The following is a 25,848-nucleotide window of genomic DNA, read 5'->3' as shown; positions in this document are numbered from 1 at the left end:
CCGCGCAGCCGGAAACCCGGTTGCGCGGCTTTCCGCTTTTCAGGCTTTCATGGTTCCCAAATTTTCCGCCGATCCGGCGACGCGGATCGGCGTTGTGGCCATGCCCAGAAAACATGGCCACGCTCGCCGGGCTGCGCCCGGCTCGCAAAAGCACGCAAACACTGTTAAGAATAAAATAACTATAAGTGTTCTGGATATACGAACAACATTTCAGATCATACAGACTATTTCCCGCATAGGTGGAGTCCGAAACTCTTTATTCCGGGTGTCTTTCCAAGAACCCACGAGTAAGAGAGGGTGCGCCATGCTGAAAATCGATTGGCGGGCGCCGGCGGCCTACAAGCACACGCGAACGATCCCTGCCGCCGGTTTCGCCTGGGAATATCTGCGTCGCAACGACGATTACCGAGAGGATTTCCAGCTTCTCGTCCGTGCGAAACGCCCGGATGCAACCGAGTTGGAAGCCTTCGCCCGACGCTGGGGTTTGCGATTTCCCGCACGATCCCGACGCCGCGCCTGACCGCGACCCGCTGTTCTGGTCACCCCGGTTTCAGCCGCAAGCCGTCAAACTCGTGCCAACCGAACCGGATGAGACGACAAGCCAGCCGACCGTCGTTCTCGCCCATATCGACGGCCTCGACTTGCGCCGCGCCGCCGATGGCTGGCACGGCATCTGGCAGGCGGATGGCGTCGAGCACCAATTCTGGCTGTCCCAATCCGTGCCGGATGCGGCGGCGTTCTACGCCGTCGAACTGCCTCTGGACGACTTCATGGAGCTTCGCGCCCATGCGGCCCGGCGCTTCTGGCGATCCCTCAAAGGCCGAACACCTGGCCCTGACTTCCGCAGCTTGCCCGCCCAGCTCCGGCAATGGCATATCCTGTCCCTGCGCGCCCTCGACGCCCGGCTGCGCGGCGAGAGCTATCGCACCATTGCCGAAGTCCTGCTTGGCTTTCGGGGCACGAAGGAAGATTTCGAGAGCGATCCGAGCAAGAACAAGGCGCGTCGCCTCGTCGCCCACGGCATCAGGATGATGCGCGGCGGCTACCGGCTCCTGCTGCACTATCCCATCAAAGTTCAAACAAAGTAAGGTATCATGCCGTCAGCGCGATCTGCCATCAAAGTTCAAACAAAGTAAGGTATCATGCCGTCAGCGCGATCTGATCGGTAGCGGCAACAATTGCCGACCTTCACGCGATGCGCGGCAAATGGCTCCTTCGGGCCCTTAGTCACGGATGCTGCAGTAGGCACGAATGGCGGCTATGCGCGAGGTGGAAATACTGTGCCAGTCTCTATACACTCAAGAAGGATATCGAAAAATTTTTGAGCGACAGAATGAGGCTGGACGATGTGCCTCCGCCGTTGTGAAGGTTTCCAATGCGACAAACACCCTATGCAGCGCCTGACAGTTTTGATCCTCCCGCTGAGAACCGTCTCTATCCCAAGCTATTCGAAATTCATCGCGAGGTTCACGGGTTATCTCAGGACTTGGACAACCTCTCACGACTTCTTGAGATTCAGAGGCGGTTAATTGATGCGATTTCGGAGGCAGAAAGGGAAATTAGAGGAGCCAAGAGAGACAATGGGGATCCTCGGGAATGGCAATACGTCCGATACAATTTTCTGTGCCTTGGGGATTGCTTGGCGTTTCTCTACGTGGACAGGTTTGCATTGAAGCAGACCTTTTTCGATGTGGATACTGTGAACCCCAAGCAATCTGGTGGTTTCATCATAGACAAGGCCGGCGCCGCTGCAGAGGTATCTCTTTTGGAAACTGCTATCTCGCATAAGATTCCAGCCGTACTATGTGACATCACAAACGTGCTGCGCTACGGCGATATTTGCCTGTTGGGAGACAGTGATCCTGTTCCTATTGAGGTTAAATCATCCACGACGAAAGACAGCCGAAGCAAACGCCAAAAACAGAAGTTAAAATCTCTTTTTACATTTCTTGCGCTGGATCGCAGTGATGGTTTTCGAGGTCTTCCAGGTACAACTTTCAGGGCGGAGTTTGCAGTTCCTCCAAAATCATACTCTGGACAACTACAAGCGGCCATCCAACAAGCAAGCGGGGTTGGCTCCACGAGCTTTGAGGTTGATGGGTGCCTGAAGGTTGTCGTCATTATAGAGGATACCCCAGACTACGATGTGCTCTTCAGTGGCTTTGGTTCATCAAGGGTTCTGGTGAATGCTGTCAATCAGATCAAAACCAACAAGATTTGGGGTTGTTATTACCCGTATCCTTTAACTCTTTCAGAGCCCGCGCATTATGAAGGATTTGTTAAGGGGAAAATTCACATCTTCACATTTCTCGACATGGCGGCCTTTGAGGATAATTTGGCACTTGAGGGCACAAGGCTGTCCGTCGAGGCAGACGAAAATGACATTCAGTGCCAAATTCATTTTTCGAATTTGTTCGCGGACGACAAAGAAGCTTACTTCATTATTGGGGAGCATATGATGTGCCGCATGTGGACGGATTTCTTGTGTCCAAGTTGGGTCGTTCAGAACTCAGTATCTTCGGTAGTAAATAATGCGGAAGCGATTAGGAGGGCAGCCGATCCATCACAATGCTAGTAAGTTCTGATCGCTTGGGTGGCCCGCTTGACTCCTAAGTCAAGTGTGCAGAGCCGCTGAACCGCTCCGGGTTTGCCGGAGGCTCCAACTCTTGAGTAGGATGGAGCATCATGAGCAAGACAACGAACAAATATTCCCCTGAAGTGCGCGAGCGAGCGGTTCGTATGGTTTTGGACAACGCCGGTCAGCATGAGAGCCGCTGGCAAGCGATCGTATCGATCTCGGCGAAGATAGGCTGTTCGACGAACACGCTGAATGACTGGGTCAAAAAGGCAGAGATTGATCGTGGCGACCGTGCTGGGGTCAGTACCGAGATGGCCGAGAAGATGAAGGCGCTGGAGCGCGAGAACCGCGAACTCAAGCAGGCGAATGAGATCCTGCGGAAGGCGTCGGCGTATTTTGCGATGGCGGAGCTCGACCGCCGACCGAAGTCATGATCGCCTTTATCGACGATTATCGTGGAGAGCTCGGGGTCGAGCCGATCTGCAAGCACCTGCCGATTGCCCCGTCCACATACTACGATCATCTGGCCAAACGGGCCGACCCTGATCTGCGCTCGGATCGGTTCAAGCGCGACGACGAGCTTCGCCCCGAGATCGAGCGCGTGTTCGATGAGAATTACAAGGTCTATGGCGTGCGCAAAGTCTGGCGCCAGATGCGGCGGGAAGGATTTGATGTGGCCCGATGCACGATAGCCCGGTTGATGAAGGATTTGGGCCTGCAGGGCGTCATCCGGGGCAAGCCGCATAAAACGACGATCCCTGACAAGAAGCAGCCGTGCCCGATGGACAAGGTAAACCGGCAATTCCGGGTGCCGGCACCGAACATGCTCTGGGTCAGCGATTTCACCTATGTCGCCACCTGGCAAGGGTTCGTTTATGTGGCATTCGTGATCGACACGTTCGCGCGCCGGATCGTTGGGTGGCGCGTCAGCCGCACGGCTCACACAGGCTTCGTTCTCGACGCTTTGGAACAGGCTGTTCATCAGCGGCAGCCTGGTGTGGGACTGATCCATCACTCAGACCGCGGATCGCAATACCTGGCGATAAAATACACCGAACGCTTGGCCGAGGCAGGAATCGAACCCTCGGTCGGCAGCGTCGGTGACAGCTATGACAACGCTTTGGCCGAGACAATCAATGGTCTCTTCAAGGCGGAGGTCATCCACCGCCGTGGCCCGTGGCGCAGTCTGGACGCCGTGGAATACGCCACTCTGGAATGGGTCGACTGGTTCAACAATCGCCGCCTCCTCGAGCCCATCGGGAACATCCCACCAGCGGAAGCAGAGGCAAACTTCTACGCAGCTCTGGTAACTAAGACCATAGCCGCATAACTTAAACCAAACAGCCTCCGGCAAACCCGGAGCGGTTCACCGCCATTGGCGCAACCGCAGCGAATTCACACTCTGTCCCGCAGACCCGAACTTGGAAGCGGCCACAGCGAACGTCGGTAGTTACCCGACTAGACCTGAGCCCGGCGCTGTCGCGGGCATGTTGAACGGCTTCGAGCCCGCATACCGACCAGAATACTTTTCACACCTTAATTTGCGGCGGCCTGTTCCAGTATCCGCTTGTAACCCTCACGCGAAAGCCATTGCGCGCGTTCGAGATGGCTTTGCCAGCATCGGCGTGTCCTGAACTCGTCGCCGACCGGATCGCGGTGCAGCACGATTTGCGCCACTTCCTTCCAGTCCGCGCCTTCCGCCTTCGCGTCGAGCAGCCGCAGATAGGTCACGAAATGCGCTTCGTCGTAGGGCGTGATGTCGTTTCCCGCTGGCGCTTCATCGTCCACATCGGGATCGAGTTCGACGGGCGTTCGCATCGTCATTCCCCTTCTACCGGAAGAGCCGCGGCTTGCGGTGCGCCCCCGCAATTGGCCCCTCTGACCTGGTGATCGGGGAGTTAGTAACCGTCACGAAACGGCCCCGTGGCCTTTAGGCGGGCAGCCCTGGACATGCGCCACGGGCTCCCCGACCATAAGGTCAAGGAGTGCGGTGCCGTCATGGCCAGCACCAGCCATTCGTGAGGGGTTACTAAGCCCCAGAGCAGCGCGTCTGCTCCGCGTTCAGTCTTAACCGACCCACACCGGATTGTCTTCGCCGAATTGGCACGATCCCCGCTGTCACGCTGAATCTCTCCATCTTTTCAGTCTGATCCCGCCCCGGAGGGGGGTGCCGCCAGCGCGCGTGCCCAAATGCGGCACGCTACAGGCCGCCGGTCCCTCGCCATGGTTCGCCATAGCGCGCCGCCGTCATCGGCAGCGCCATCCGCTGACGAACCGGAGGTAATCCATGGCGAACCGCCGCAATGCGGACCTGCCGCCGCGCCTTCTGCGCACAAAGGAAGCCGCACGCTTCCTCGGCATTTCGATCCGCACCCTTGAAAAGCACCGCACCTACGGAACCGGCCCGCTCTATCGAAAGATCGGCGGCCGTGTCCTCTATACCCTGCGCGATCTGGAAGACTGGAGCGCCATCGGCACGCGCAAATCCACCAGCGACACAAGCGCCGGCACCGTCTTTGCCGCGCGCCCGCTCACCCCCGAAGAGCGGGACGAGTGCTGAATGCTGCGCGACGACGATGACAGCCCCGCGCAGCCGACCGACACCAGCGAGCGCAGCCGCCTCGACCCCTTTGTGGTCGCGACCGGCGACGCTGCCCCGCGCGACCAGCGCGATCTGATGGAACGGCCGTTCTTCTCATTGGCGAAGCGGCCCCGCACAAAACCGATCCTCTACCGGGCCGCTGATGTAGAGGTGCAGGTATTCGCCATGCCCGAACACGGCATGGCGACGATCTGGGATGCCGATCTGCTGATCTGGGCTGCAAGCCAGATCGTCGCGGCCGAAAACAGCGGTTTCGCCACGTCGCGCTTCTTCCGCTTCATGCCTTACCAGGTCCTGCGCGCTGTGGGGCGGGCCACCGGCAACCGGGATTACCTGTTGCTCAAGGCCGCGCTCGCCCGCCTGCAATCTACCGTCATCGCTACGACGATCCGCAACGGCAAGCATTGGCGGCGACGGCAATTCTCATGGATCAACGAGTGGGAGGAAATGACGACGCGCACCGGGCGCGTCGAGGGCATGGAGTTCGTCCTGCCCGAATGGTTCTACAACAGCGTCATCGACCGCTCGCTGGTGCTGACCATCGACCCGGCCTATTTCCGGCTGACCGGCGGCATTGAGCGGTGGCTGTATCGCGTCGCCCGCAAGCACGCCGGACGCCAGCCCGAGGGCTGGGCGTTCGAGATTTCCCACCTGCACCGGAAGTCCGGCAGCGCGGCGCGGCCTTCCGATTTCGCCCTCGACCTGCGCCGCCTCACCACCCGCCAGTCGCTGCCCGGCTATCGCCTCCAGATCGAATGGGAAGACGGGTGCGAACTGCTGCGCTTCGTCCCTGAAAATCTATCCACAGTGCCTGTGGAAACGCCTGTGAATCCCATCGGGACATTAGGCGCACGCAGTATCGGGACATTAGGCGCAAATCGCGCGCCGGACTCTATAGAAGACTCTAACAAAGAATCTAACTCTTCTTCTTTGAAGCGCGCACGCGCGACCCGTGGCGCCGGTGCCAGTGCTGATTTTAGCCGCCGAGGTGCGCCATGATCGTCGCGTTCCTCAATCAGAAAGGCGGCGTCGGCAAAACCACGCTGGCGCTGCATCTCGCCGGAGCCTGGGCGGCGCAAGGACAGCGTGTCGTCCTGATCGACGCCGATCCACAAGGCTCCGCGCTCGACTGGTCGCAGCGGCGCAGCCATGAGGGGTTGCCGAGGCTGTTCAGCACTATCGGCCTGGCCCGCGACACGCTGCACCGGGAAGCCCCGGAGCTGGCCCGCGATGCCGACATGATCGTCATCGACGGGCCGCCGCGTGTCGCCAGCCTCATGCGCTCGGCACTGCTCGCCGCCGACCTCGTGCTGATCCCGGTACAGCCATCGCCCTTCGATGGCTGGGCCTCGGCCGAGATGCTGGCGCTTCTCAGGGAGGCGCGCATCTACCGACCCGTGCTGGCCGCCCGCTTCGTCCTCAACCGCTGCAGCGCGCGCACCATCATCGCCCGCGAGACGGCCGAGACGTTGGCTGACCATGACCCGCCCTTGCTCGCAGCCACCATCGGCCAGCGCGTCGTCTTCGCCGACGCCGCGCAGTCCGGCCGGCTTGCATCCGAGATCGACGACGACAGCCCCGCCGCGCGCGAGATCGCGGCGCTGGCCGCCGAGATCGACCGGCTGCACATCGGGAGGGCCGCGCCATGACCGGGCGCACCCGCAAGCCCGGTTTCGCATCCCGGCCGGGCAATCCCGAGAGTTGGATCAGGGCGGCCGAAACGCCGCCGGGAGGCAAGCCCGCCGGCGAGGCGTTCACCGCCCGCCTGACCATCGACATCACGCCCGAGCTGCGCGGCCGCATCAAGGTCGCGGCCTTCCGGCGCGGCATCACCGTCACCGACATGCTGCGCGATCTGCTGGCGCGCGAATTTCCATCCTCCGAGGGAGATCAACCATGACCGGCAATGCGGCCCACCGCTTGCACGGCCGTCCGCTGCCGGACGGACCGGCGCCTTTCACCACATTGGTCGAACTGACCTTCCAGAAGCGCAAGGTCGAGCACTGGATACGCTTCGGCCGCAAGAGCTACGAACAGATCCTCGACCGCCGCCGCAGCATCGTCGGCTTCGCGCCGGGCAGCATCTTCGCCTTTGTCCGATGGGCGTCCGGCGAGCATGGCACGACCCTTTCCCGCATCGACATCGTGCGCGCCATCGGCCGCGGCGAACCGTTCCAGACGCTGCCCTTCGTCCGTCCCGGCGGCGACATCCTGTTGCGTCTCGATAGCTGGGCGAAGGTGCAGCGCGCCTTGCAGGCTATTGACGCCGTGGAAGCGCTCGGCCTCGATCCGGCCGACATATCCCCGGAGCACTGGCGGCATGTCCACAACCGTCTGACTGCCGGTCTGGAGCCGCACGCCTATACGCCGGAGCGACACGCCGCCTGGCTCGGCCGCCAGAGGATTGACCCGTGACGCGCCGCCGTATCCTCGCGGTAACGGCGCTGGCCGTCACCGGCATCGCAGCCGCCAGCGCCGCCGATCTTCCGACGAAACTGATCTGGAACGCCACGGCCAGCGCGCCCATCGGCTTCTACACGGTCGGGCCGGCCGACGCGCTCGACGTGCCGGAGCTGGTCGCCGTCATGCCGCCCGAACCGCTGGAGCGATTCATGGTCGAACGCGGCTATGTCAGGCGCGGCGTGCCGCTCCTGAAGCGCGTCCTCGGACTACCGGGACAGCGGGTTTGCCGTTTGCGATCCACGATCACGGTGGACGGGATCGAGATGGGCGAGGCGCTCGACCGCGACGGGATCGGCCGCGATCTGCCCGTCTGGCAGGGCTGCCGGACCATCGGCGACGGCGAACTCTTCCTGATGAACTGGGAGGTCCGCGACAGTCTCGACGGCCGTTATTTCGGACCCATCCCCGCAAGTTCCGTCATCGGCCGGGCGATGCCGCTCTGGACCGACGAGGAAGGCGACGGCCGCTACGAATGGCGCGCGCCGATCCAATGACCGCTTCCCCATCGGCGGGAGCGGTGCCCGCCGATGGTTTTTCAACCTCACCGCCAAGGAGACTGTCATGCCCCAGATTGGTGACTTCACGCGCGACGAGGCCGGCTTCATCGGACACCTCGGGACGCTCTTGCTGCATCAGGACATCATCATCGTCGCAAACCCGTCAGACGCGGAGAACGCGCCGGATTACCGTGTTCACCTCTTCGACGGCATGAGCGACGAAACCGGCCCGGAGGTCGGCGCAGCCTGGAAACGCACCGGCGAGAAGGCCGGCGAATACCTTTCCGTGCTGCTCGACGATCCCACATTCCCGCATCCGATCCGCGCCAATCTCTTCCAGAATGGTGACGACAAGGCGTCGTGGTCGCTGCACTGGAACCGTCCGAAACCGCGCGACGAGCGGGACTAAGGCCATGCGATCCCGCGTCATCCCCGCGCTCAAAACCCTCATCCCGTTGTTCGCGGAAAAGCCGTCTCATCCCGCCGTCCCGCTCAGGCGCAAGACGGCCGGCGCGCGCACCGAAGGTCAAGGGCGGCCATCGGCCGGCGCTTGCGCCTTGCCCTTGACCGCAGCGAGCACGCTGGCAGGCTGGCGTCGTGGCGGAGACAGGGCGGTATGGCACTATGCCGTTCTGATATTGACCGGTGTTCTGTCGTTCGGCGGCGCATCTGGTTTCGCGATCGCGCAAACGACGCCGGCCGTTCAGTCCGCCGTCGATCCCCACGCCCCCCACATTGCCGAAGCGGCGCGGCGCTTCGGAATTCCCGAGCACTGGATTGTCGCCGTGTTGCGCGCCGAAAGCGCGGGCGACGTGCGCGCGGTGTCATCAGCCGGCGCGATGGGGTTGATGCAGGTAATGCCCGACACTTGGGCGGGCCTGCGCATCCGTCATCGGCTCGGCCGCGATCCCTACGACCTGCGCGATAACATCCTCGCAGGCACGGCCTATCTGCGCGAGATGTTCGACCGCTACGGCAATGTCGCGGCGATGCTGGCGGCCTATAACGCCGGTCCCGGTCGCTACGATGAATACCTTGCGACCGGCCGCGCGTTGCCACCGGAGACGCGGGCTTATGTCGCCGCGCTTGCGCCGATCCTCGGCGGCGAGGCATCTCCCGATACAACGCCGCCACCGCCCGACTGGCGCGAAGCCCCGCTCTTCGTCACGCGCCCGGCCGACGCGCCGATTGTCGCCGCGCCGCCATCCGGGGCGCAATCCGGCGACGGCCGCGCAACCGTTCCGGTGCGCGGTCCCGTCGATGCGGAGCCGGAAACCGGCAGCATTTTCGTGGCCCGCGCCGACGACGAGGGAACGCCATGAGGACGGCGATCCAGCGCACGGCGCGATCCGTTCCGGTGTCCAGTCAGGCAGGTTTGCGCCCGTCTGGAATCCCAGCGGGAAGGACGGAAAGGGCGGTAAGAAGGGAGGGCAAGATTGAAGAACATGGCACCATGACGGGCCAGTTTTGGAAATTGTTGTTGTCTGCACACTGGTTAGGCGACCGTTTCCGGCACCAAGGTTTCGGGCGGCGGAGTGCCGCGACTTCGTGTAACGTCTTGGCTTTGCGGGGTTTCGTTCGGCACTATGGCCGCCGATTGCCCGATTTTCCGCGATTTCGGCCGGAGGCGCATCCATGAGCGCCGATGACGAAAACCGCTTCCGGCCAAGGCCCGGCCGTATCCGCTCCGATGCGCCACGCGCGGGCAAGGCCAAGAGCTTTCTGACGCAGGCGAAGAAACTCGCCCGGCAGCAGCGCCGCACCTCACCCCGCGTCGGTTTCGGAACGGCGGCGTTCACCCCAGCAACGCCAGCCGGTTCCCAAGTTGTCCTGTCGAGCGGCAAGGGCGTGAAGCGCGGGCGCGGCGCGGTCTTCGTCCGCACCCGCAATCTCGGCGGCGGCTGGAGCCACCGCCAGCCGGGCGCGCGGCGCGTCATGGTGCAGCAGCGCTACATCCTCCACCCTGGAAAGGGCCGGAAGGCGCAATCTCATCTGCGCTATATCCAGCGCGACGGCACCTCGCGTGACGGCGAGCGCGGCCAGCTCTACTCGGGCACCGAAGACCGAGCCGATGGTGACGCCTTCCTTGAACGCGGCCAGGACGACCGTCACCAGTTCCGGTTCATCGTCTCCCCCGAGGACGGGGCAGAGCTGTCGGACCTCACGACCTATACTCGCGACCTCATGGGCCGGATGGAAGCCGACCTCGGCACCCGACTCGATTGGGTGGCGGTCAATCACTACAATACCGGCCATCCCCATGTGCATGTCATCCTCCGCGGCAAGGACGATCTGGGGGAGGATCTGGTCATCAACGGCGATTACATCGTTCATGGTATCCGCGAGCGGGCCTGCGAGTTGGCGACGCTGGAACTCGGTCATGTCAGCGAGATCGAGCAAACCCGTAAGCTCACCGCCGAGATAGATCAGGACCGTTTCACCCGCATCGACCGGGCGATGGTCGAGGAAGCCGATGGGCGGTTCCTTGACCTGCGCCATGAACCCGGAGAGCCGAAGCGGCAGTTCGAGCGCACGCTTCGCCTGCGTCGGCTTTCCAAGCTGGGGCGGATGGGCCTCGCCACCGAACATGCCCCCGGTGTCTGGGAATTGAACGAGCGGCTGGAACCGACCCTGCGCGAGCTGGGCGAGCGCGGCGACATCATCCGCACCATGCAAAGATCGCTCGCCGCCGATGGGCTTGAGCGCGATCCCATGACCTTCCGCATCCATGAGGGCGCACCCGCAACGCCTGTCACCGGCCGCGTCCTCGACAAATATCTCGCCAACGAGCTGGGCGACAATCTCACCGTGGTCGTGGACGGGATCGACGGGCGCACGCACCACATCGCCAATATCGACCCCATGCAGTTGGAGGACGCCCGGATCGGCAGCGTCATCGAGATCGGACGTGCCGAGGCGACGGCCCGGCCGTCCGACCGCACCATTGCGACAATCGCCGAGGATGGCATTTACCGGCCGAGCCGGCATCTGGAGCAGGCGAAGTTCGAGGGCCGCGTTCCGGGCGGCGACTACGAGGGCTATGTCGATGCCCATGTCCGCCGGCTGGAGGCGCTGCGCCGGGCCGGGATCGCGGAGCGGATCGACGCCGACCAATGGCGCATCTCCGAGGACTTCGAGAGCCGTGCCGCCGCCTATGATGCCCGCCGCACCCGGCGGGCTAGCGTTCGCGTCCTGTCGGCCTTCGATCTGGAAAACCAGATCGGCGCAGACGGCGTGACTTGGCTGGACCGCCGGATGATCCACGGCGAGACCGCCGACCTTGCGTCGGCGGGTTTCGGTCAGGAGGTGCGCGAAGCCATGGACCAGCGCCGCGAGCACCACATCGAACAGCGCGACGCTACCCGCGCACGCGACGGCCGCGTATTCTACCGGCGCAGCCTTCTCGCCACCCTGCGCGAACGGGAGGTTGCCCGCGTTGGTGCGGAGATGGTGGAGAGCAAGGGGCTGGCGTTCCGCGCAGCCACTGACGGCGAGACGTCAGCGGCAAGTTCACCGGCACCGTGCAACTATCCAGCGGCAAGTTCGCCGTGGTCGAAAAGAGCCACGAGTTCACCCTTGTCCCGTGGCGGCCGCTCATTGACCGGCAGATCGGCCGCGAGGTGATGGGCGTCGTGCAAGGCGGATCGGTGTCGTGGCAGTTGGGCCGGCAGAGGGGATTGAGCCGGTAGGTAAAAACTTCCACGGACGACGTCGCGGAACATAGAGTGACGAGAAACAAAACGGTGCGACACGTTTCCCGTGCTGTGATGGCGCGACAGCCTTCGGCAAAATAGCAGAAGCTGCCCAATCTGTTCGCTAGCGGGGCTGGCGACTATCGCGCCTTGATAGACTTGATTAAGCCGGGCACGGTCTTCCACAATTCTGCGAACATCGGCTCGTCGCGATGCCGGATGATGACTTCGCCCAAAAGCTTGAGTCCGATCGCCAAGGCCGGTGCCTCTTTCTCTGAAACGATGTCGGCGCTGCGCACGCGTTCTACCGTCGCGACGAGGTCGTCATGGCTCTCGACGGCAAAGACAAGTGCCGGTTCATGCTCCTTACCGGCGGCAGCAATCGAAATCGTATAGTGGTGGGTCATTGCCCATTCTCCTGCTTCACTCTGTGACATGATTTGCCGTGCGCTCTGCTCGCGCACCGTTGAGAAAGAGCTTCACGGCCGTCCGCGCCCTGAGATCGAGCTCCGTGGGCGTCGGCGGCCGGCCGATCTGCAGGACGGCCTGCAGGTGGATGTCTCCACGCAGCATCGCGAGGAACCGGCGGGCGGCGGCTTCGCAGTCGGCGAGTTCGATATGCCCGTCGCGGACTGCTCTCTCTAGGATCCTGGAGATGACGGCTATCGCGCGTTTGGGACCGTGTTCCGCATAGACGCGTGTGGCGGCGGGATAGCGCTCCGCCTCAAGGATCGCTGTGTAGCAGACCTCGATAAGCGAAGGCGTCATCATCGCTTCGAGCAGGTTGCGCCCGATGATCGTCAGAAGTTCTTCCAAGGGAAGCGATAGCTGGTCCGCGCTTACGGCGAGCGCGTTGGCGGAATGCTGTCCAATGACTTTCGTGAACTGCTCGACGAGCAGATCTTCGACATTCTCGCGACGGGTTGACGTCTCCCGAAGCAGGCGACGGAAGAGTCCCTGCGGAGTCCAGGTCCAACTCCGGCGGCCGAGTACAAAGGCAACAAGGACGGCGCAGTTCGACCAGCCGCGGAACTGGCTGGCGTTTCCCGGCACCGCTTCGCGGACTCTGAGGATGTCGCCGGTGCCGCCCCAGCGCAGGAATTTCACGGCGTCCGCCGGCGGCAGGATCGTCACCATCATGCGCGTCCACCAGGGTTCGACGAGAAGCCAACTTCCGGTGCTCGTCGGTCGCATTGCGAAGACGTGCTTATGATTGCTGAACACGAAGCGATGCCACCATTGCGCCTGAAGGCCCGGAACGAAGCAGATGATCCAGTCGACCGGCGGGACGGTGACGAGTGAGCCGTTCTCGTCGATGCTGTTGACGAGGTCTCGCGGAACGCCCGTCACCGCCTTTTGCTCAAGCTCTGGATTGTCCCGGCGGTGCAGCCAGCCGGCACGCGTCTGCGCCGTATCGTCGACCGGGATCATCGCGTCCGCCCTCGCTTGCAGCCGTGCAGGACGAGATCGACGCTGGCCGCGACCGCGCCCGCCTCGTCAGATGCCGATGAGCCGGCCGGATGCAGCACGAGCGCCTCATAGAGCGGCTCTCTGAGCATTCCGAGCAACTGCTCCGCCGCCAGATGCGTCTCAGGAACCTTGAGTACGCCCGCCACGTCCGCCTTGGTGAAAAACTGGCTCAGTTCGAAGCTGACGGAGGACGGGCCGGCGTCGTAGACGCGTCTTCTCAGATCGGGGCTGCGGGCGCCTTCCGCGATCATCAAACGTACAAGCGCGATCATGGAGGTGGAGTATTCATTCCATGCCAGCTTTCCGAAGTCGATCAGAACACTACGTGCAGACTGGAGATTGACGATCCTTCGGCAGTCGCGGAGGGGAGCGGAAAGGAAAGCCGCCTTACGCTCCGCTATCGTGACGAGGAGGTCGTCGATGCTGCCGAACGTGAAGAGGATGTCAGGCCTGGAATATCCGCTGCGCTCAATGATCCGATCGATGCCGATGACAGTGCCGCCCGCGTCATTCAGGCTCGCACTCAGCCTTTGCAGCATGTCGCCGCGCTTTATGCGTCCGTTCTCAGGCCGCTCAATGCCTTCATCGTCCAAGTCGAGTTCCTTCCGATGTTGAGGACCGCCGGCGGTGCGCCTTTGCCGCGCGGGAGAGAGCGATCTTGATGGCGATGAGCAACGGTGCGGCCACAACGAAGAGCAGAGCAATGGCGTTGAAGGCCGTATCGAATGCGATAACGGTCGATTGAACGCCGACGGTGCGACCCAGAAGCATCAACGCAGCCTTGCCTGCGGCGGCAGCGTCCATTCCTCTGCCGACAAGCATTGACGTTGTGGTGGCGATACGCTCCGTGACGGCCGGCGTGCCGGCGGTGATATGCGCGCCGAGTACGGCCTGATTTCCCGCGCTGTGATGCTCGATAAGCGTCTGGAGCGCCGCCACACCTATCAACCCCCCTAACTGGCGCCCGGCGTTGAACAAGCCGATGCCAGACGCCAGGCTCTGGTTCGGGAGGCCGCAGAAGGCGATGAGCTGGATCGAAAGGAATAGGAAGCCGAGCCCCAATCCCCGCAGGAGGATTGCGAGCATCATGTCGTTCGAACCGCTCTGGCTCGTCGAGCCGGAGAGCATCCACATTGCGATCATGATCAAGAGAATGCCGAACGGCACCGTCGCGATCGGAGGAATCTTCCCCGCTTGCATGAGAAAAGCTGCCAGGACCAATGCCGCGATGAACAGGCCGCCGCTCGGAAACAGGAGTTGTCCGGCATCAGTCGGCGTGAACGCCAGAACGGACACGGCGAATGAGGGGATGAGGAAAGCACTTCCAAAGAGGGCGGCGCCTGCGACGAAGCTGACAACGAAGGCAAAGGTGAAGTCGTCGGTCCGGAAAGCGCCGAAGTCGAAGAGAGTTCGATCTCCGGCGGCGAGCTCTCGCGCGGCAAATGCCAGGAATGTCGCGGCGGCGGCACCCGTCAGCCAGACTATCCTGGATTCCTCGAACCAGTCCCAGCGACTTCCCTGGCTGCAAATGTATGCGACACAGGCGAGGGTTCCTGAGAGCAACACGAAGCCCAGCCAGTCGAAGCGCCGTCTCGGCAATGGCGGGAGGGACCGCTCGTTCGCCATCAAGAGGAAGCCTGCCGCCGCGATGGCGATCGGGGCATTGGCGAAAAAGATCCATGTCCACGACCGGTTGTCGAGCAGCCACCCCTGTAGAGCCGGAGCAAGAGTCGCGGGAGCCACCACCGATCCCATGGCAAACAGCGCCTGTACGAAGGGCTGTTGCGACCGAGGATATGCGAGGAAGAGCAAGGTCTGGCCCGAGACGAGCAGAATTCCGCCGGAAAAGCCTTGCAGGACGCGCAACACCACCAGGGTTTCAAGATCGACGGTGAATGCGGCGAACAGGCATGCCGCGGCCATGGTGAGTGTCGAGGCAAGTACGAGCCGGCGCGGATCGAAGCGGGCGATAAACCATGGCGCGGCGATGAAACCCATCAGTTTGAGCGCCGTATAGCCGATGTCTAGCCAAGCGAACTCGTCCGGCGTGGCGTAGGTATCACCGATGATGTCGCCGCGTCCGAGCGAGAGGACGGTGCTCGCGACAGCCTCCGTGATGGCCGCGAGAACGATTCCTGCGATCAGCATCCAGCCAGCTTGCCCCGATACGGATCTCGGTTCGGAAGCGGCGAGCGCTGTCATGAGCCGCTCCCCTGTTTCACCTCGATCCGTGCCGACAGGCCGGGGACGATGCGGCCGGGGAGTGGATTGTTCACGAGACGGATCTTGACCGGAACACGCTGGACCACCCGGACAAAGTTGCCGGTCGCGTTATCGGAGGGCAGCAGGCTGAAGGCCGATCCGCTGCCGGGGGCGAGGCTGTCCACAACGCCATCGAACGTCCGACCCGGATAGCCGTCGATGAGAATGCTTACCTGTTGACCGGGCTGAATATCGCCGACCTGGGTTTCCTTGAAATTCGCCACCAGCCAAACGTCATCGACCGGGACGATGTCGAGCAGCGGCGCGCCCGGAGACACCAGCCGTCCGACCCTGACTTGCCGATTCCCAATCACGCCGCCGACTGGGGCGCGAACGACCGTGTTCTCGAGATCAATCCTGGCGAGGTCGCGTGCCGCCTCCGCTTGCGCGACGGCAGCCTCCGCGGCCTCGCGCTGGGTCGTGAGCACATTGAGACGCTTTTGCTGCGCATCAAGCGCGGCCTCCGCGGCGGCAACACCCGCCTCAGCCTGCGTGCGAGCGGCGTCGCTCTGGTCCACCTGAGCTTGGCTCACAGCATTCGTTCGAACCAGTTCCCGTTGGCGCTCGCTTGTCTTGGTGGCGAGGCCAAGTGCAGCGACGGCGGAATCTCGCTGTGCTTCAGCCTGTCGAATCGTCGCCTGTTGCAGATCGGTCTGAGCCTTTGCGTTCGCTAGTTGAGCCTGGGCCGCTTGAACATTGGCTTCCGCTTGCGCCAGGCGCGCCCGATAGTCCCGATCGTCGATCCGAAAGAGGACATCGCCGGCCTTTACCGACTGATTGTCGTGGACCTCGACCGCGGTGACATAGCCGCCGACCTTAGGCGCAAGAGACGTGACGTCGCCGCGGACATAGGCGTTGTCGGTCGAGATGTCGGTGCCCGATCGCACCCAGATCCAGGCCGTTGCCGCAAGAGCGATTGCGGCAGCGCAGAGCAGCCCGCCGACGAGTTTCTTCCTGTTGAGCCGCGCCACGCTGGCCTCCGGTAATGAGTGTTACCATTGACAGATATGGTAATGCTTGTTACCAGTCAAGCATATTTCGGAATGTGAGGCGAATGATGGTTGCTGCGAAGTCAAGGCGCGCACCGGGTCGTCGCGAGCGATTGCTCGCCGCTGCGGCTGAGTTGTTTTTTGAGCAGGGCTACGCCGCGACGAGTATCGACGCGATCATCGAGCGCGCCGGCGGATCAAAGCGCAACATCTACAACGAGTTCGGCAATAAAGAGGGCCTATTCGCCGCAATCGTCAGTACATCTGCTGAAAAAGCTCTTTCTTCTCTCGTGATTGACGAGATCGAAGGCCGACACCTGCGCGACATCCTCATTGCGTTCGGCCATCAGCTCATGACGATCTACATGTCACCGGCCTTGATCGGCATCTATCGGACCATCGTTGCGGAGGCGAGCAGGTATCCGGACCTTGGACAGAAGTTCTACCAATCCGGGCCCGATCGGGCCACGAACCGGCTCGCCGAGGTGCTGGAGGCGGCCAAGGCACGAGGCGAGATACATACCGATGACTGCATTCGCACGGCGGGCCACTTCGTGGCTTTGATTCGCGACAACGTTCACTTGCAGGTTGTCCTCGCACTTCGGCCCGCGCCCGATGAGAAGGAAATGCAGGAGGCGGTACTTTCAGCGGTCAACCTTTTCTTGAACGGGGTGGAACCTCGCTGAACGGCTGGTTGCAGCGTAACAGGTATTCGCGATCATGCGCCGGCGTTTCCCCAAGGGTCCACAGCTAGATCAACATTCTCTAATACGGCGGGGGCGCATACCTCTTGCCTCGCTCCTTCACACAATAACGGTGGCTGAATATCTAAACTTCCGCCACGCCGCCAAAGCGCTCGGCGTCAGCCTGTCGAGCGTCAGCACCCGCGTGAAGACGCTGGAGGAAGACCTTGGCGTGCCGCTGTTCGAGCGCCACGCACGGGGTGTTCGGCTTACCGAGGCTGGCAGGTATTTTGTCGAACAGGTCGCGGTCGGCGTCGACCAACTCGACCATGCCGTAAAGACCGCCGGCATGATCGCATCGGGGGAATTGGGCTGCCTGCGGATAGGCGTCCATGCCCTGATACCCCGCAGCTTTCTCGCAGACTTGATCGGCCGATACCGTGAAGATCACCCCCATATAAAGGTCGAAGTGACGGAGGGCCCGGCCAGGGATGCTGTGATGCAACTTCGTGCCGATCGGCTGGACATCGTGTTCGTCGCCGGTGCACCCAAGCTGCCCGATTGTCATTCCCGGCCGCTATGGACCGAATCGCTAATGGCGGTGCTACCGCAGAGACATCGGCTCGCTAAACAGCCAACTGTCACTTGGGCCGATTTAGTCAACGAAACCTTCCTTGTTCGCCATGGCGGCACCGGCCCACAAGTACAAGAACATATCGTCCTGCGTCTCGCCGGGCGCTGGCATCCGGCCACAGTTCACCGCTTCGACGTCGAGCGCGGCACGCTGCTATCAATGGTCGGCCAAGGCTTTGGCATCACCATCGTCGGGGAGGCTACCTCGCTGCTGCCAATCTCGGATGTCGTCTTCCTGCCTATTGCCGACGAGCCGGAGCCAATTTCCTTTTCCGCCATTTGGTCGCCGTTCAATCGGAATGCCGCGATCCGCAATATGCTCGCCCTTGCACGAGAATTGGCACGTTGCCGCGATTCGTCTCGCGCCGTCCCACACCACGAGTGACGCAGCCGGCCGTTCCGCCTCAGGCCATCCTATTTGCCGCCGAAAGTATCCGGCAGCCCTCTCGGACCCACTTTCCTGTTGCCACTGCCGCAAATGCTTATTCTCTGATCGGCTCCGTCTCTTTTACCGACTGGAGCCCGTATGCGCGGAGGCCGAATCCTTTGGGGTCAGATTGCCGTCGTCTTCACCATCGTTCTGGTGATGACCTGGGCCGCAACGCAATGGGTTGCCTTCCGCCTCGGCTTTCAGCCGCAGCTTGGAAATCCGTGGTTCGAGCTAATCGGACTGCCGATCTATTACCCGCCGGCCTTCTTCTGGTGGTGGTTTTCGTTCGACGCCTACGCGCCGTCGATCTTCGTCGAGGGCGCGATCATCGCCGCGTCCGGCGGTTTCATCGCTATCGCCGCCGCCATCCTCATGTCGATCATCCGAGCGCGGGAGGCAAAGAACGTCGTCACCTATGGTTCGGCGCGATGGGCCGAGGATCGCGAAATCCGCGCGGTCGGATTGCTCGGCCCCGATGGCGTCCTGCTCGGCCGTTACGAACGCGACTATCTGCGCCATGATGGTCCCGAGCATGTCCTTTGCTTTGCCCCGACGCGCAGCGGCAAGGGCGTCGGGCTGGTCGTGCCGACGCTGTTGACTTGGCCGGGAAGCTGTATCGTCCACGACATCAAGGGCGAGAACTGGACGCTGACGGCAGGCTTCCGGGCGAAGCATGGCCGCGTGCTGCTGTTCGATCCGACCAATGCCAGATCGTCAGCCTACAACCCGCTGCTGGAGGTTCGGCAAGGCGAATGGGAAGTCCGCGACGTTCAGAACATCGCGGATATTCTCGTCGATCCCGAGGGCAGCCTCGACAAACGCAACCATTGGGAAAAGACCTCCCATAGCCTGCTGGTCGGCGCGATCCTGCATGTTCTTTATGCGGAGAAGGACAAGACCCTGGCAGGCGTCGCCAACTTCCTGTCCGATCCACGCCGTCCGATCGAGGCGACCTTGCGCGCGATGATGGACACGCCGCATCTGGGCGAGGAAGGCGTGCATCCCGTCATCGCGTCATCGGCGCGAGAACTTCTGAACAAGTCTGAGAACGAACGGTCGGGCGTGTTGTCTACGGCCATGTCTTTCCTCGGTCTTTATCGCGATCCTGTCGTGGCGCGGGTGACGGCGCGATGCGACTGGCGCATTGCCGATCTGGTCGGCAGCAAGGAGCCGGTCAGCCTCTACCTTGTTGTGCCTCCATCCGACATCAACCGCACCAAACCGCTTATCCGGCTCATCCTCAACCAGATCGGCCGCCGGCTGACCGAAGACTTGAACACGTCCGGCAAGCGCCACCGCCTATTGTTGATGCTGGACGAGTTTCCGGCGCTCGGCCGGCTCGACTTCTTTGAATCCGCGCTCGCCTTCATGGCCGGTTACGGTCTCAAGAGCTTCCTGATCGCGCAGAGCCTCAACCAGATAGAACGGGCCTACGGTCAGAACAATTCGATCCTCGACAACTGCCATGTCCGCGTCAGCTTCGCCACCAATGACGAACGCACGGCCAAGCGGGTGAGCGACGCGCTCGGCACCGCGACCGAGTTGCGCGATTCCACCAACTATGCCGGCCATCGCCTCGCACCCTGGCTGGGGCATTTGATGGTTTCACGGCAGGAGACGGCCCGGCCTTTGATGACGCCGGGCGAAATCATGCAGCTTCCGCCCACCGAAGAAATCGTCATGGTCGCGGGCACGCCGCCGATCCGCGCCACCAAGGCGCGCTATTTCGAGGACGTGCGGTTGCAGGAACGCATCCTGACCCCGCCCGACCTTTCCCCCGCACCGTTAGCGCCCAGACCATCGACCGATGATTGGTCCGGCCGCGTGGTCGCGGCGGAAAGCCGTTCCGCGACGGACGCCGCAGACGGGGCCGAGGGCGATCCGGCCAATGCCGGCATCCGCCGTGAACCGGAATTGCCCGAGCATGAGGAAATCGTTCCGCCGTCGTCTCCGGCGTGGGAGTTCGACATCCTTGACGATGAACCGGACCTGGACGCGGCCAAGGCCCGCGCGCTGCGTCAGCGTATGCGCGCGGTCGCCCGGCAAGCGTCGATGAACCCCGATGACGGCATTGAGCTTTGAGGAACCCGCTTATGGCCACACGAACCCGCATGAATGTCTATTTCGACCCCGAATTGCTGCAACAGGTTGAGATGCTGGCACTGCGCCGCAATGTCTCAAAGTCCGCCATCGTAGAGGCGTCCGTCGCCTCCTTCCTGTCCGGCGACGCGGCGGATCGGCTGGACGCGGCCATGACGCGCCGCCTGGACAGGCTCGGCCGACAAATGGACGGGCTCGACGAAGATCTCGCCGTGCTCGGCGAGACGCTTTCGCTGTTCGTCCAGTTCTGGCTGACGATCACGCCGCCGATCTCCGACACCGCGCAATCGTCCGCCCGCGCGAAAGGCGTGGAACGGTTCGAGGGCTTCATTCAGACCCTCGGCAAGCGGCTCGCCACCGGAGACAGGTTCCTCAAGGAGCTGTCGCGCGATGTCGATTCGCTTGGGGACAGTCCCGCGCAGCGGCCGTCCGACCCCGATAGCGACCGACCCTGAATTTTCAAACCGTCCTATTTGCCGCCGATCACCGCCGATGGCCGCACGCGCGTAAATAGTTGTTGAGTCAGCCAAAAATCAGGTTCTTTTAATCGACCCCAATGAGGGGACCGACTGTCGCGCGCCCCGTCGAAAGCGGGGCCGACATGACTGCCACATATCACAGACCGGAGGCGATCCAGCGCGGCGCGCGGATGTTGCGCACCGCGCTCGGCCCGGCCATTGCCCGGTTTCTGGAAGACCTGGCCGTGGTCGAGGTCATGTTGAACCCGGATGGCCGCATCTGGATCGACCGTCTTTCCGAAGGGCTGGCGGATACGGGCGAAACGATGTCGCCGGCCGATGGCGAGCGCATCGTGCGCCTGGTCGCACACCATGTCGGCGTCGAGGTTCATGCCCGCAGTCCTCGCGTCTCGGCCGAACTTCCCGAGAGCGGCGAACGCTTTGAAGGCTTGCTTCCCCCGGTGGTTTCCTCGCCGGCCTTCGCCATCCGCAAGCCGGCTGTCGCGGTGTTCAGCCTCGATGACTATGTGGCGGCCGGCATCATGTCTGCCGACCAAGCCGCGACGTTACGCGCGGCCGTTTCTTCCCGCGCCAACATCCTCGTGGCGGGTGGCACCAGCACCGGCAAGACCACACTGACCAACGCGCTTCTGGCCGAAGTCGCCAAGGGCGCGGATCGTGTCGTAATCATCGAAGACACGCGCGAGCTGCAATGCGCCGCGCCCAACCTTGTCGCTATGCGGACGAAAGACGGCGTGGCGACGCTTTCCGATCTGGTCCGTTCCTCGCTGCGCCTGCGCCCCGACCGTATCCCCATCGGCGAGGTGCGCGGATCGGAAGCACTCGACCTTCTCAAAGCCTGGGGAACGGGACACCCCGGCGGCATCGGCACCATCCATGCCGGATCAGGGATCGGCGCGCTGCGCCGGCTTGAACAGCTCATTCAAGAGGCTGTCGTCACCGTCCCGCGCGCCCTGATCGCCGAGACCATCGACCTTGTTGCCGTCCTTTCCGGGCGCGGTTCCGCGCGCCGGCTGGCCGAACTCGCCCGCGTCGAAGGGCTGGGACCGGACGGCGATTACCGCATCACGCACCCCGGGCCCTTGGCACCCCCAACCAGAACTGGAGACCCCGAATGATCCGTCATGCCATGCGCATCCGCCGCCACGTCGCCACGGTGGCGGCCGTCACCTATGTCAGCTTCTTCATGGCTCCGGCCGCCCATGCCTCGGGATCGTCGATGCCATGGGAGGCGCCGCTGCAATCCATCCTCGAATCCATCGAGGGGCCGGTCGCCAAGATCATCGCCGTCATCATCATCATCGTGACCGGCCTGACGCTGGCCTTCGGCGATACCAGCGGCGGCTTCCGTCGCCTGATCCAGATCGTGTTCGGCCTCAGCATCGCGTTCGCGGCGTCGAGCTTCTTCCTGTCGTTCTTCTCGTTTGGCGGCGGGGCGCTCGTTTGATGGCGGGCGGACTCGAACAGCTCGACGCGGTGCCGGGATTCACGGTTCCGGTTCACCGGGCGCTGACCGAGCATATCCTGCTCGGCGGCGCACCGAGAAGCATTGCCATCATGAACGGGACGCTCGCCGGGGCCGTGGGCCTCGGCCTGCGTCTCTGGCTGGTCGGCATTGCCATCTGGGCCATCGGCCATTTCGCGGCCGTGTGGGCGGCGAAGCGCGATCCCCAATTCATCGAAGTCGGGCGGCGGCATCTCCGCATCCCGGCTTTTCTGGCGGTGTGAGGGCGCGGCCATGATGAACCTTGCCGAATACCGCCGCACCGCCACCCGGCTCGCCGACTATCTGCCCTGGGCGGCGCTGGTCGGCTCTGGCGTCGTCTTGAACAAGGACGGCTCGTTCCAGCGGACGGCGAAGTTTCGCGGTCCCGATCTGGATTCCGCCGTCGCGGCCGAGCTGGTCGCCGTCGCCGGCCGCATCAACAACGCCGTGCGCCGTCTCGGCTCCGGCTGGAGCATCTTCGTCGAGGCGCAGCGTAGCGAAGCCGCAACCTATCCCGACAGCATGTTTCCCGATCCCGCGTCGGCGCTAGTCGATGCGGAGCGCAAGGCCGGTTTCGAGGAAGCGGGCTCGCATTTCGTGTGCGGCTACCTCCTGACCTTCCTCTGGCTGCCGCCGGCCGAGGAAGCGGCCCGCGCCGAAACATGGCTCTATGAGGGCCGCGAGAAAGCGGGCGTGGACCCGTGGGAACTGCTGCGCGGCTTCATCGACCGCACCGACCGCGTGTTGGCGCTGCTCGACGGCTTCATGCCCGAGTGCCGTTGGATGGATGACGGCGCGACGCTGACCTATCTCCATTCCACCATCTCGACCAACCGACATCGCGTGCGCGTGCCCGAGGTGCCCATGCACCTCGACGCGCTGCTTGCCGACCAGCCGTTGACCGGCGGGCTGGAGCCGCGCCTTGGCGACGCGCATCTCCGCGTCCTGACCATCGTGGGATTCCCGACCGCGACGACGCCGGGCCTGCTCGACGAAATGAACCGCCTGCCGTTCCCCTACAGGTGGAGCACGCGCGCGATCCTGCTCGACAAGACAGATGCGACCCGGCTGCTGACCCGCATCCGTCGCCAATGGTTCGCCAAGCGCAAGAGCGTCGCCGCGATCTTGAAAGAGGTCATGACGAACGAGGCGTCCGCTCTTGTGGACACCGACGCCGCCAACAAGGCGCTCGACGCCGACATGGCCTTGCAGGAACTCGGCGCGGACGTGGCGGGTATGGCCTACGTCACCGCCACGGTGACGGTATGGGATGCCGACCCGCGCGTGGCGCAAGAGAAGCTGCGCCTGGTCGAGAAGATCGTTCAGGGCCGCGACTTCACCGCCATGGCCGAAACCGTCAACGCCGTGGACGCATGGCTCGGCAGCCTGCCCGGACACGCCTACGCGAATGTCCGCCAACCGCCCATCAGCACTTTGAATCTCGCCCACATGATCCCGCTTTCGGCGGTGTGGGCGGGGCCGGAACGGGACGAGCATTTAGGCGACGCTCCATTGCTCTACGCCAGGACCGAAGGCTCAACCCCGTTCCGGCTAAGTCTCCATGTCGGCGATGTGGGCCACACGCTCGTCGTCGGCCCGACCGGCGCGGGCAAATCCGTGCTGCTGGCGCTCATGGCCTTGCAGTTCCGGCGCTATGCCGGTTCGCAGGTATTCGCCTTCGACTTCGGCGGCAGCATCCGCGCCGCGTCGCTCGCCATGGGCGGGGATTGGCACGATCTCGGCGGTGAATTGACCGATGCTTCCGAGACCTCCGTCTCGCTCCAGCCGCTTGCCCGTATCCACGACACCTATGAACGCGCATGGGCGGCGGACTGGGTTGCGGCCATCCTCATGCGTGAGGGGATCGCCATCACCCCCGAGGTCAAAGAGCATCTTTGGACGGCGCTGACCTCGCTGGCGTCCGCGCCGGTCGGAGAACGCACCATCACCGGCCTTGCGGTGCTGTTGCAATCCAACGATCTGAAACAGGCGCTCCGGCCGTTCTGCGTCGGCGGGGCCTATGGCCGGCTGCTCGACGCCGAAACAGAGCATTTGGGATCGGCGGACGTGCAAGCGTTCGAGATCGAGGGCCTTGTCGGGACCGGCGCGGCCCCGGCCGTGCTCGCCTATCTGTTCCATCGCATCGGCGATCGGCTCGATGGGCGGCCGACGCTGCTCATCATCGACGAGGGTTGGCTTGCGCTGGACGACGAGGGGTTCGCCGGCCAGCTCCGCGAATGGCTGAAAACGCTACGCAAGAAGAACGCCAGCGTCATCTTCGCCACGCAAAGCCTGTCCGACATTGACGGCAGCAACATCGCGCCCGCGATTATCGAGAACTGCCCGACGCGGCTCCTGCTGCCGAACGAGCGGGCCATCGAGCCGCAGATCACGGCTATCTATCGCCGCTTCGGCCTCAATGACCGCCAGATCGAGCTTGTCGCCCGCGCGACGCCGAAGCGGGAATACTACTGCCAGTCGCGGCGCGGCAATCGCCTGTTCGAGCTTGGCCTGTCCGAAGTCGGCCTCGCGCTTTGCGCCGCATCCGCCAAATCCGACCAGACGCTGATTGCGCAGATCGTCGCCGAACATGGCCGCGACGGCTTCCTCGCCGCATGGCTGCGCGAGCGCGGCGTCGATTGGGCGGCCGAGTTGATCCCGAACCTCACCAATCTCATCCCCCAGCCTGAAAAGGAGTCCACACAATGATTATCCGTTTCCCGACCCCTCGCGCCGCGTTGATCGCGGCGGCGGTCCTGGCCGTGCCCGTCGCACTGTCACCCATGCTGGCAAGCCCGGCACATGCGTGGCGCATCGTCTATGATCCGAGCAACTACGCGCAGAACGTGCTCACGGCCGCGCGCACGCTGGAGCAGATCAACAACCAGATCACCAGCCTCCAGAACGAAGCGCAGATGCTCATCAACCAGGCCCGCAATCTATCGAGCCTGCCGTATTCCTCGCTCCAGCAGCTCCAGCAGAACGTCCAGCGCACGCAGCAGCTTCTCGGCCAAGCGCAGAACATCGCGTTCGAGGTTGGCCAGATCGACCAGGCGTTCCAAAGCCAATACGGCAACGTCTCGCTGTCGGCGACCGACGCCCAGCTTGTCGCCGATGCGCGCGACCGTTGGCAAAACACGGTCGGCGGCTTGCAGGACGCCATGAAGGTGCAGGCGGGAGCGGTCGGCAACATCGACAGCAACCGCGCCGAGATGACCGCGCTGGTCGGCGAAAGCCAAGGCGCGACCGGGGCGCTGCAAGCCACGCAGGCCGGCAATCAGATCCTCGCCCTCCAGTCGCAGCAGCTTTCCGACCTGATCGCCATGCTCGCCGCCAACGGCCGGTCGGAAGCGCTGATCGAGGCCGAGCGTGCGACGGCCGCCGAACAGGGCCGTGTCCAGCGCGAGCGCTTCCTGACCCCCGGCAGCGGCTACCAGCCGGGCAACGCGCAAATGTTCAACGGCAACAACTGACCACGGGAGGA

Annotated in this window: 27 protein-coding genes, 1 pseudogene and 1 other annotated feature; of the genes and pseudogenes, 22 read left to right on the top strand and 6 right to left on the bottom strand. The window is 63.2% G+C overall.

The genetic code is table 11. The features are described 5' to 3' along the window. Positions 1 to 304 precede the first annotated feature (304 nt). The 4 genes from P73_RS09055 to P73_RS09040 all read left to right on the top strand — a co-directional run bounded on the left by P73_RS09055 (position 305) and on the right by P73_RS09040 (position 3,908). Positions 305 to 520, top strand: a complete 216-nt coding sequence (locus P73_RS09055) for a transcriptional regulator domain-containing protein (RefSeq protein ID WP_043869368.1) — start codon at positions 305 to 307, stop codon at positions 518 to 520. A 52-nt stretch (positions 521 to 572) separates the two neighbouring features. Then, positions 573 to 1,088, top strand: coding sequence for a DUF2285 domain-containing protein (locus P73_RS09050; protein WP_043869367.1), 516 nt, complete (start codon positions 573 to 575; stop codon positions 1,086 to 1,088). A gap of 287 nt (positions 1,089 to 1,375) precedes the next feature. Continuing rightward, positions 1,376 to 2,575 (top strand): hypothetical protein, encoded by a 1,200-nt coding sequence (locus P73_RS25530; protein ID WP_139267236.1) that lies wholly within the window; start codon positions 1,376 to 1,378, stop codon positions 2,573 to 2,575. Positions 2,576 to 2,685: 110 nt separating this feature from the next. Continuing rightward, a protein-coding gene (locus tag P73_RS09040; protein WP_420836116.1) for an IS3 family transposase occupies positions 2,686 to 3,908 on the top strand; the annotation gives its coding sequence in 2 pieces (ribosomal slippage) (positions 2,686 to 2,974 and positions 2,974 to 3,908; 1,224 coding nt in all). Further along, positions 2,967 to 3,083 (top strand) — a sequence feature (AL1L pseudoknot). It overlaps the preceding gene by 117 nt. Positions 3,909 to 4,114: 206 nt before the next feature. On the opposite strand, the gene P73_RS09035 is transcribed toward P73_RS09040, so the two are convergent. After that, the gene (locus P73_RS09035; RefSeq protein ID WP_043871539.1) at positions 4,115 to 4,396 is read right to left on the bottom strand and encodes a DNA -binding domain-containing protein; all 282 of its coding nucleotides are present in this window, start codon (positions 4,394 to 4,396) and stop codon (positions 4,115 to 4,117) included. A 469-nt stretch (positions 4,397 to 4,865) separates the two neighbouring features. On the opposite strand from P73_RS09035, the gene P73_RS09030 reads away from it, so the two are divergent. The 9 genes and pseudogenes from P73_RS09030 to P73_RS26690 all read left to right on the top strand — a co-directional run bounded on the left by P73_RS09030 (position 4,866) and on the right by P73_RS26690 (position 11,829). Then, positions 4,866 to 5,138 carry a helix-turn-helix transcriptional regulator gene (locus P73_RS09030; protein WP_043869366.1) on the top strand — a complete coding sequence of 91 codons (273 nt, stop codon included), beginning with the start codon at positions 4,866 to 4,868 and terminating at the stop codon, positions 5,136 to 5,138. After that, positions 5,139 to 6,179, top strand: coding sequence for a replication initiator protein A (locus tag P73_RS09025; RefSeq protein WP_043869365.1), 1,041 nt, complete (start codon positions 5,139 to 5,141; stop codon positions 6,177 to 6,179). Further along, the gene (parA, locus tag P73_RS09020; RefSeq protein WP_043869364.1) at positions 6,176 to 6,829 is read left to right on the top strand and encodes a ParA family partition ATPase; all 654 of its coding nucleotides are present in this window, start codon (positions 6,176 to 6,178) and stop codon (positions 6,827 to 6,829) included. Before P73_RS09025 ends, parA begins: the two co-directional genes overlap by 4 nt. Further along, entirely contained in the window at positions 6,826 to 7,080 is a 255-nt protein-coding gene (locus tag P73_RS09015; protein ID WP_043869363.1) for a hypothetical protein, read from the top strand. Before parA ends, P73_RS09015 begins: the two co-directional genes overlap by 4 nt. Further along, a complete protein-coding gene (locus tag P73_RS09010; RefSeq protein ID WP_043869362.1) occupies positions 7,077 to 7,595 on the top strand; it encodes a DUF2840 domain-containing protein in 519 nt (172 codons plus the stop codon). The genes P73_RS09015 and P73_RS09010 overlap by 4 nt, the downstream gene beginning before the upstream one ends. Further along, positions 7,592 to 8,137: a S26 family signal peptidase gene (locus P73_RS09005; protein WP_043869361.1), complete on the top strand. Its 546-nt coding sequence runs from the start codon at positions 7,592 to 7,594 to the stop codon at positions 8,135 to 8,137. The genes P73_RS09010 and P73_RS09005 overlap by 4 nt, the downstream gene beginning before the upstream one ends. A gap of 67 nt (positions 8,138 to 8,204) precedes the next feature. Continuing rightward, positions 8,205 to 8,549 (top strand): DUF736 domain-containing protein, encoded by a 345-nt coding sequence (locus tag P73_RS09000; protein ID WP_043869360.1) that lies wholly within the window; start codon positions 8,205 to 8,207, stop codon positions 8,547 to 8,549. Positions 8,550 to 8,553: 4 nt separating this feature from the next. Next, positions 8,554 to 9,462, top strand: a complete 909-nt coding sequence (locus P73_RS08995) for a lytic transglycosylase domain-containing protein (RefSeq protein ID WP_043869359.1) — start codon at positions 8,554 to 8,556, stop codon at positions 9,460 to 9,462. A gap of 313 nt (positions 9,463 to 9,775) precedes the next feature. Next, a pseudogene (locus P73_RS26690) lies at positions 9,776 to 11,829 on the top strand (relaxase/mobilization nuclease domain-containing protein). A gap of 143 nt (positions 11,830 to 11,972) precedes the next feature. On the opposite strand, the gene P73_RS08985 reads toward P73_RS26690, so the two are convergent. From P73_RS08985 to P73_RS08965, 5 genes are read right to left on the bottom strand one after another with little or no spacing between them, the layout of a single operon-like run. Continuing rightward, positions 11,973 to 12,239 carry a DUF3861 family protein gene (locus P73_RS08985; protein ID WP_043869358.1) on the bottom strand — a complete coding sequence of 89 codons (267 nt, stop codon included), beginning with the start codon at positions 12,237 to 12,239 and terminating at the stop codon, positions 11,973 to 11,975. Positions 12,240 to 12,255: 16 nt separating this feature from the next. Then, positions 12,256 to 13,263 carry a TetR/AcrR family transcriptional regulator C-terminal domain-containing protein gene (locus P73_RS08980; protein ID WP_043869357.1) on the bottom strand — a complete coding sequence of 336 codons (1,008 nt, stop codon included), beginning with the start codon at positions 13,261 to 13,263 and terminating at the stop codon, positions 12,256 to 12,258. After that, positions 13,260 to 13,895: a TetR/AcrR family transcriptional regulator gene (locus tag P73_RS08975; RefSeq protein WP_043869356.1), complete on the bottom strand. Its 636-nt coding sequence runs from the start codon at positions 13,893 to 13,895 to the stop codon at positions 13,260 to 13,262. Before P73_RS08975 ends, P73_RS08980 begins: the two co-directional genes overlap by 4 nt. After that, positions 13,885 to 15,504 (bottom strand): DHA2 family efflux MFS transporter permease subunit, encoded by a 1,620-nt coding sequence (locus P73_RS08970; protein ID WP_043869355.1) that lies wholly within the window; start codon positions 15,502 to 15,504, stop codon positions 13,885 to 13,887. Before P73_RS08970 ends, P73_RS08975 begins: the two co-directional genes overlap by 11 nt. Further along, positions 15,501 to 16,535, bottom strand: a complete 1,035-nt coding sequence (locus P73_RS08965; RefSeq protein ID WP_043869354.1) for an HlyD family secretion protein — start codon at positions 16,533 to 16,535, stop codon at positions 15,501 to 15,503. The genes P73_RS08970 and P73_RS08965 overlap by 4 nt, the downstream gene beginning before the upstream one ends. Positions 16,536 to 16,618: 83 nt before the next feature. Between P73_RS08965 and P73_RS08960 the strand changes: the two genes are divergently transcribed. The 9 genes from P73_RS08960 (at position 16,619) to trbJ (ending at position 25,837) form a co-directional block, all read left to right on the top strand. Further along, on the top strand, positions 16,619 to 17,239 hold the full coding sequence (locus P73_RS08960) for a TetR/AcrR family transcriptional regulator (protein WP_202966943.1): 621 nt from the start codon (positions 16,619 to 16,621) through the stop codon (positions 17,237 to 17,239). Positions 17,240 to 17,369: 130 nt separating this feature from the next. Further along, positions 17,370 to 18,254 carry a LysR family transcriptional regulator gene (locus P73_RS24860; protein WP_245629254.1) on the top strand — a complete coding sequence of 295 codons (885 nt, stop codon included), beginning with the start codon at positions 17,370 to 17,372 and terminating at the stop codon, positions 18,252 to 18,254. Between the two features lie 141 nt (positions 18,255 to 18,395). Continuing rightward, on the top strand, positions 18,396 to 20,381 hold the full coding sequence (locus tag P73_RS08950) for a conjugal transfer protein TraG (protein WP_043869353.1): 1,986 nt from the start codon (positions 18,396 to 18,398) through the stop codon (positions 20,379 to 20,381). A gap of 11 nt (positions 20,382 to 20,392) precedes the next feature. After that, entirely contained in the window at positions 20,393 to 20,854 is a 462-nt protein-coding gene (locus tag P73_RS08945; RefSeq protein ID WP_043869352.1) for a ribbon-helix-helix domain-containing protein, read from the top strand. Between the two features lie 194 nt (positions 20,855 to 21,048). Beyond that, positions 21,049 to 21,996, top strand: coding sequence for a P-type conjugative transfer ATPase TrbB (gene trbB / locus P73_RS08940; RefSeq protein WP_476727304.1), 948 nt, complete (start codon positions 21,049 to 21,051; stop codon positions 21,994 to 21,996). Beyond that, on the top strand, positions 21,993 to 22,325 hold the full coding sequence (locus P73_RS08935; RefSeq protein WP_043869350.1) for a TrbC/VirB2 family type IV secretion system protein: 333 nt from the start codon (positions 21,993 to 21,995) through the stop codon (positions 22,323 to 22,325). The genes trbB and P73_RS08935 overlap by 4 nt, the downstream gene beginning before the upstream one ends. Beyond that, positions 22,325 to 22,606 (top strand): VirB3 family type IV secretion system protein, encoded by a 282-nt coding sequence (locus P73_RS08930; protein ID WP_043869349.1) that lies wholly within the window; start codon positions 22,325 to 22,327, stop codon positions 22,604 to 22,606. The genes P73_RS08935 and P73_RS08930 overlap by 1 nt, the downstream gene beginning before the upstream one ends. 10 nt (positions 22,607 to 22,616) lie before the next feature. Beyond that, complete coding sequence (gene trbE, locus P73_RS08925) at positions 22,617 to 25,073, top strand: conjugal transfer protein TrbE (protein ID WP_043869348.1); 2,457 nt, start codon at positions 22,617 to 22,619, stop codon at positions 25,071 to 25,073. Beyond that, the gene (trbJ, locus tag P73_RS08920) at positions 25,070 to 25,837 is read left to right on the top strand and encodes a P-type conjugative transfer protein TrbJ (RefSeq protein WP_043869347.1); all 768 of its coding nucleotides are present in this window, start codon (positions 25,070 to 25,072) and stop codon (positions 25,835 to 25,837) included. Before trbE ends, trbJ begins: the two co-directional genes overlap by 4 nt. Positions 25,838 to 25,848 lie beyond the last annotated feature (11 nt).

It is taken from the genome of Celeribacter indicus, assembly GCF_000819565.1.
Classification (GTDB): Bacteria; Pseudomonadota; Alphaproteobacteria; order Rhodobacterales; family Rhodobacteraceae; genus Celeribacter; species Celeribacter indicus.
Note: the sequence above shows the minus strand (reverse complement) of the source record. Positions and strands in the feature narration are given on the sequence as shown.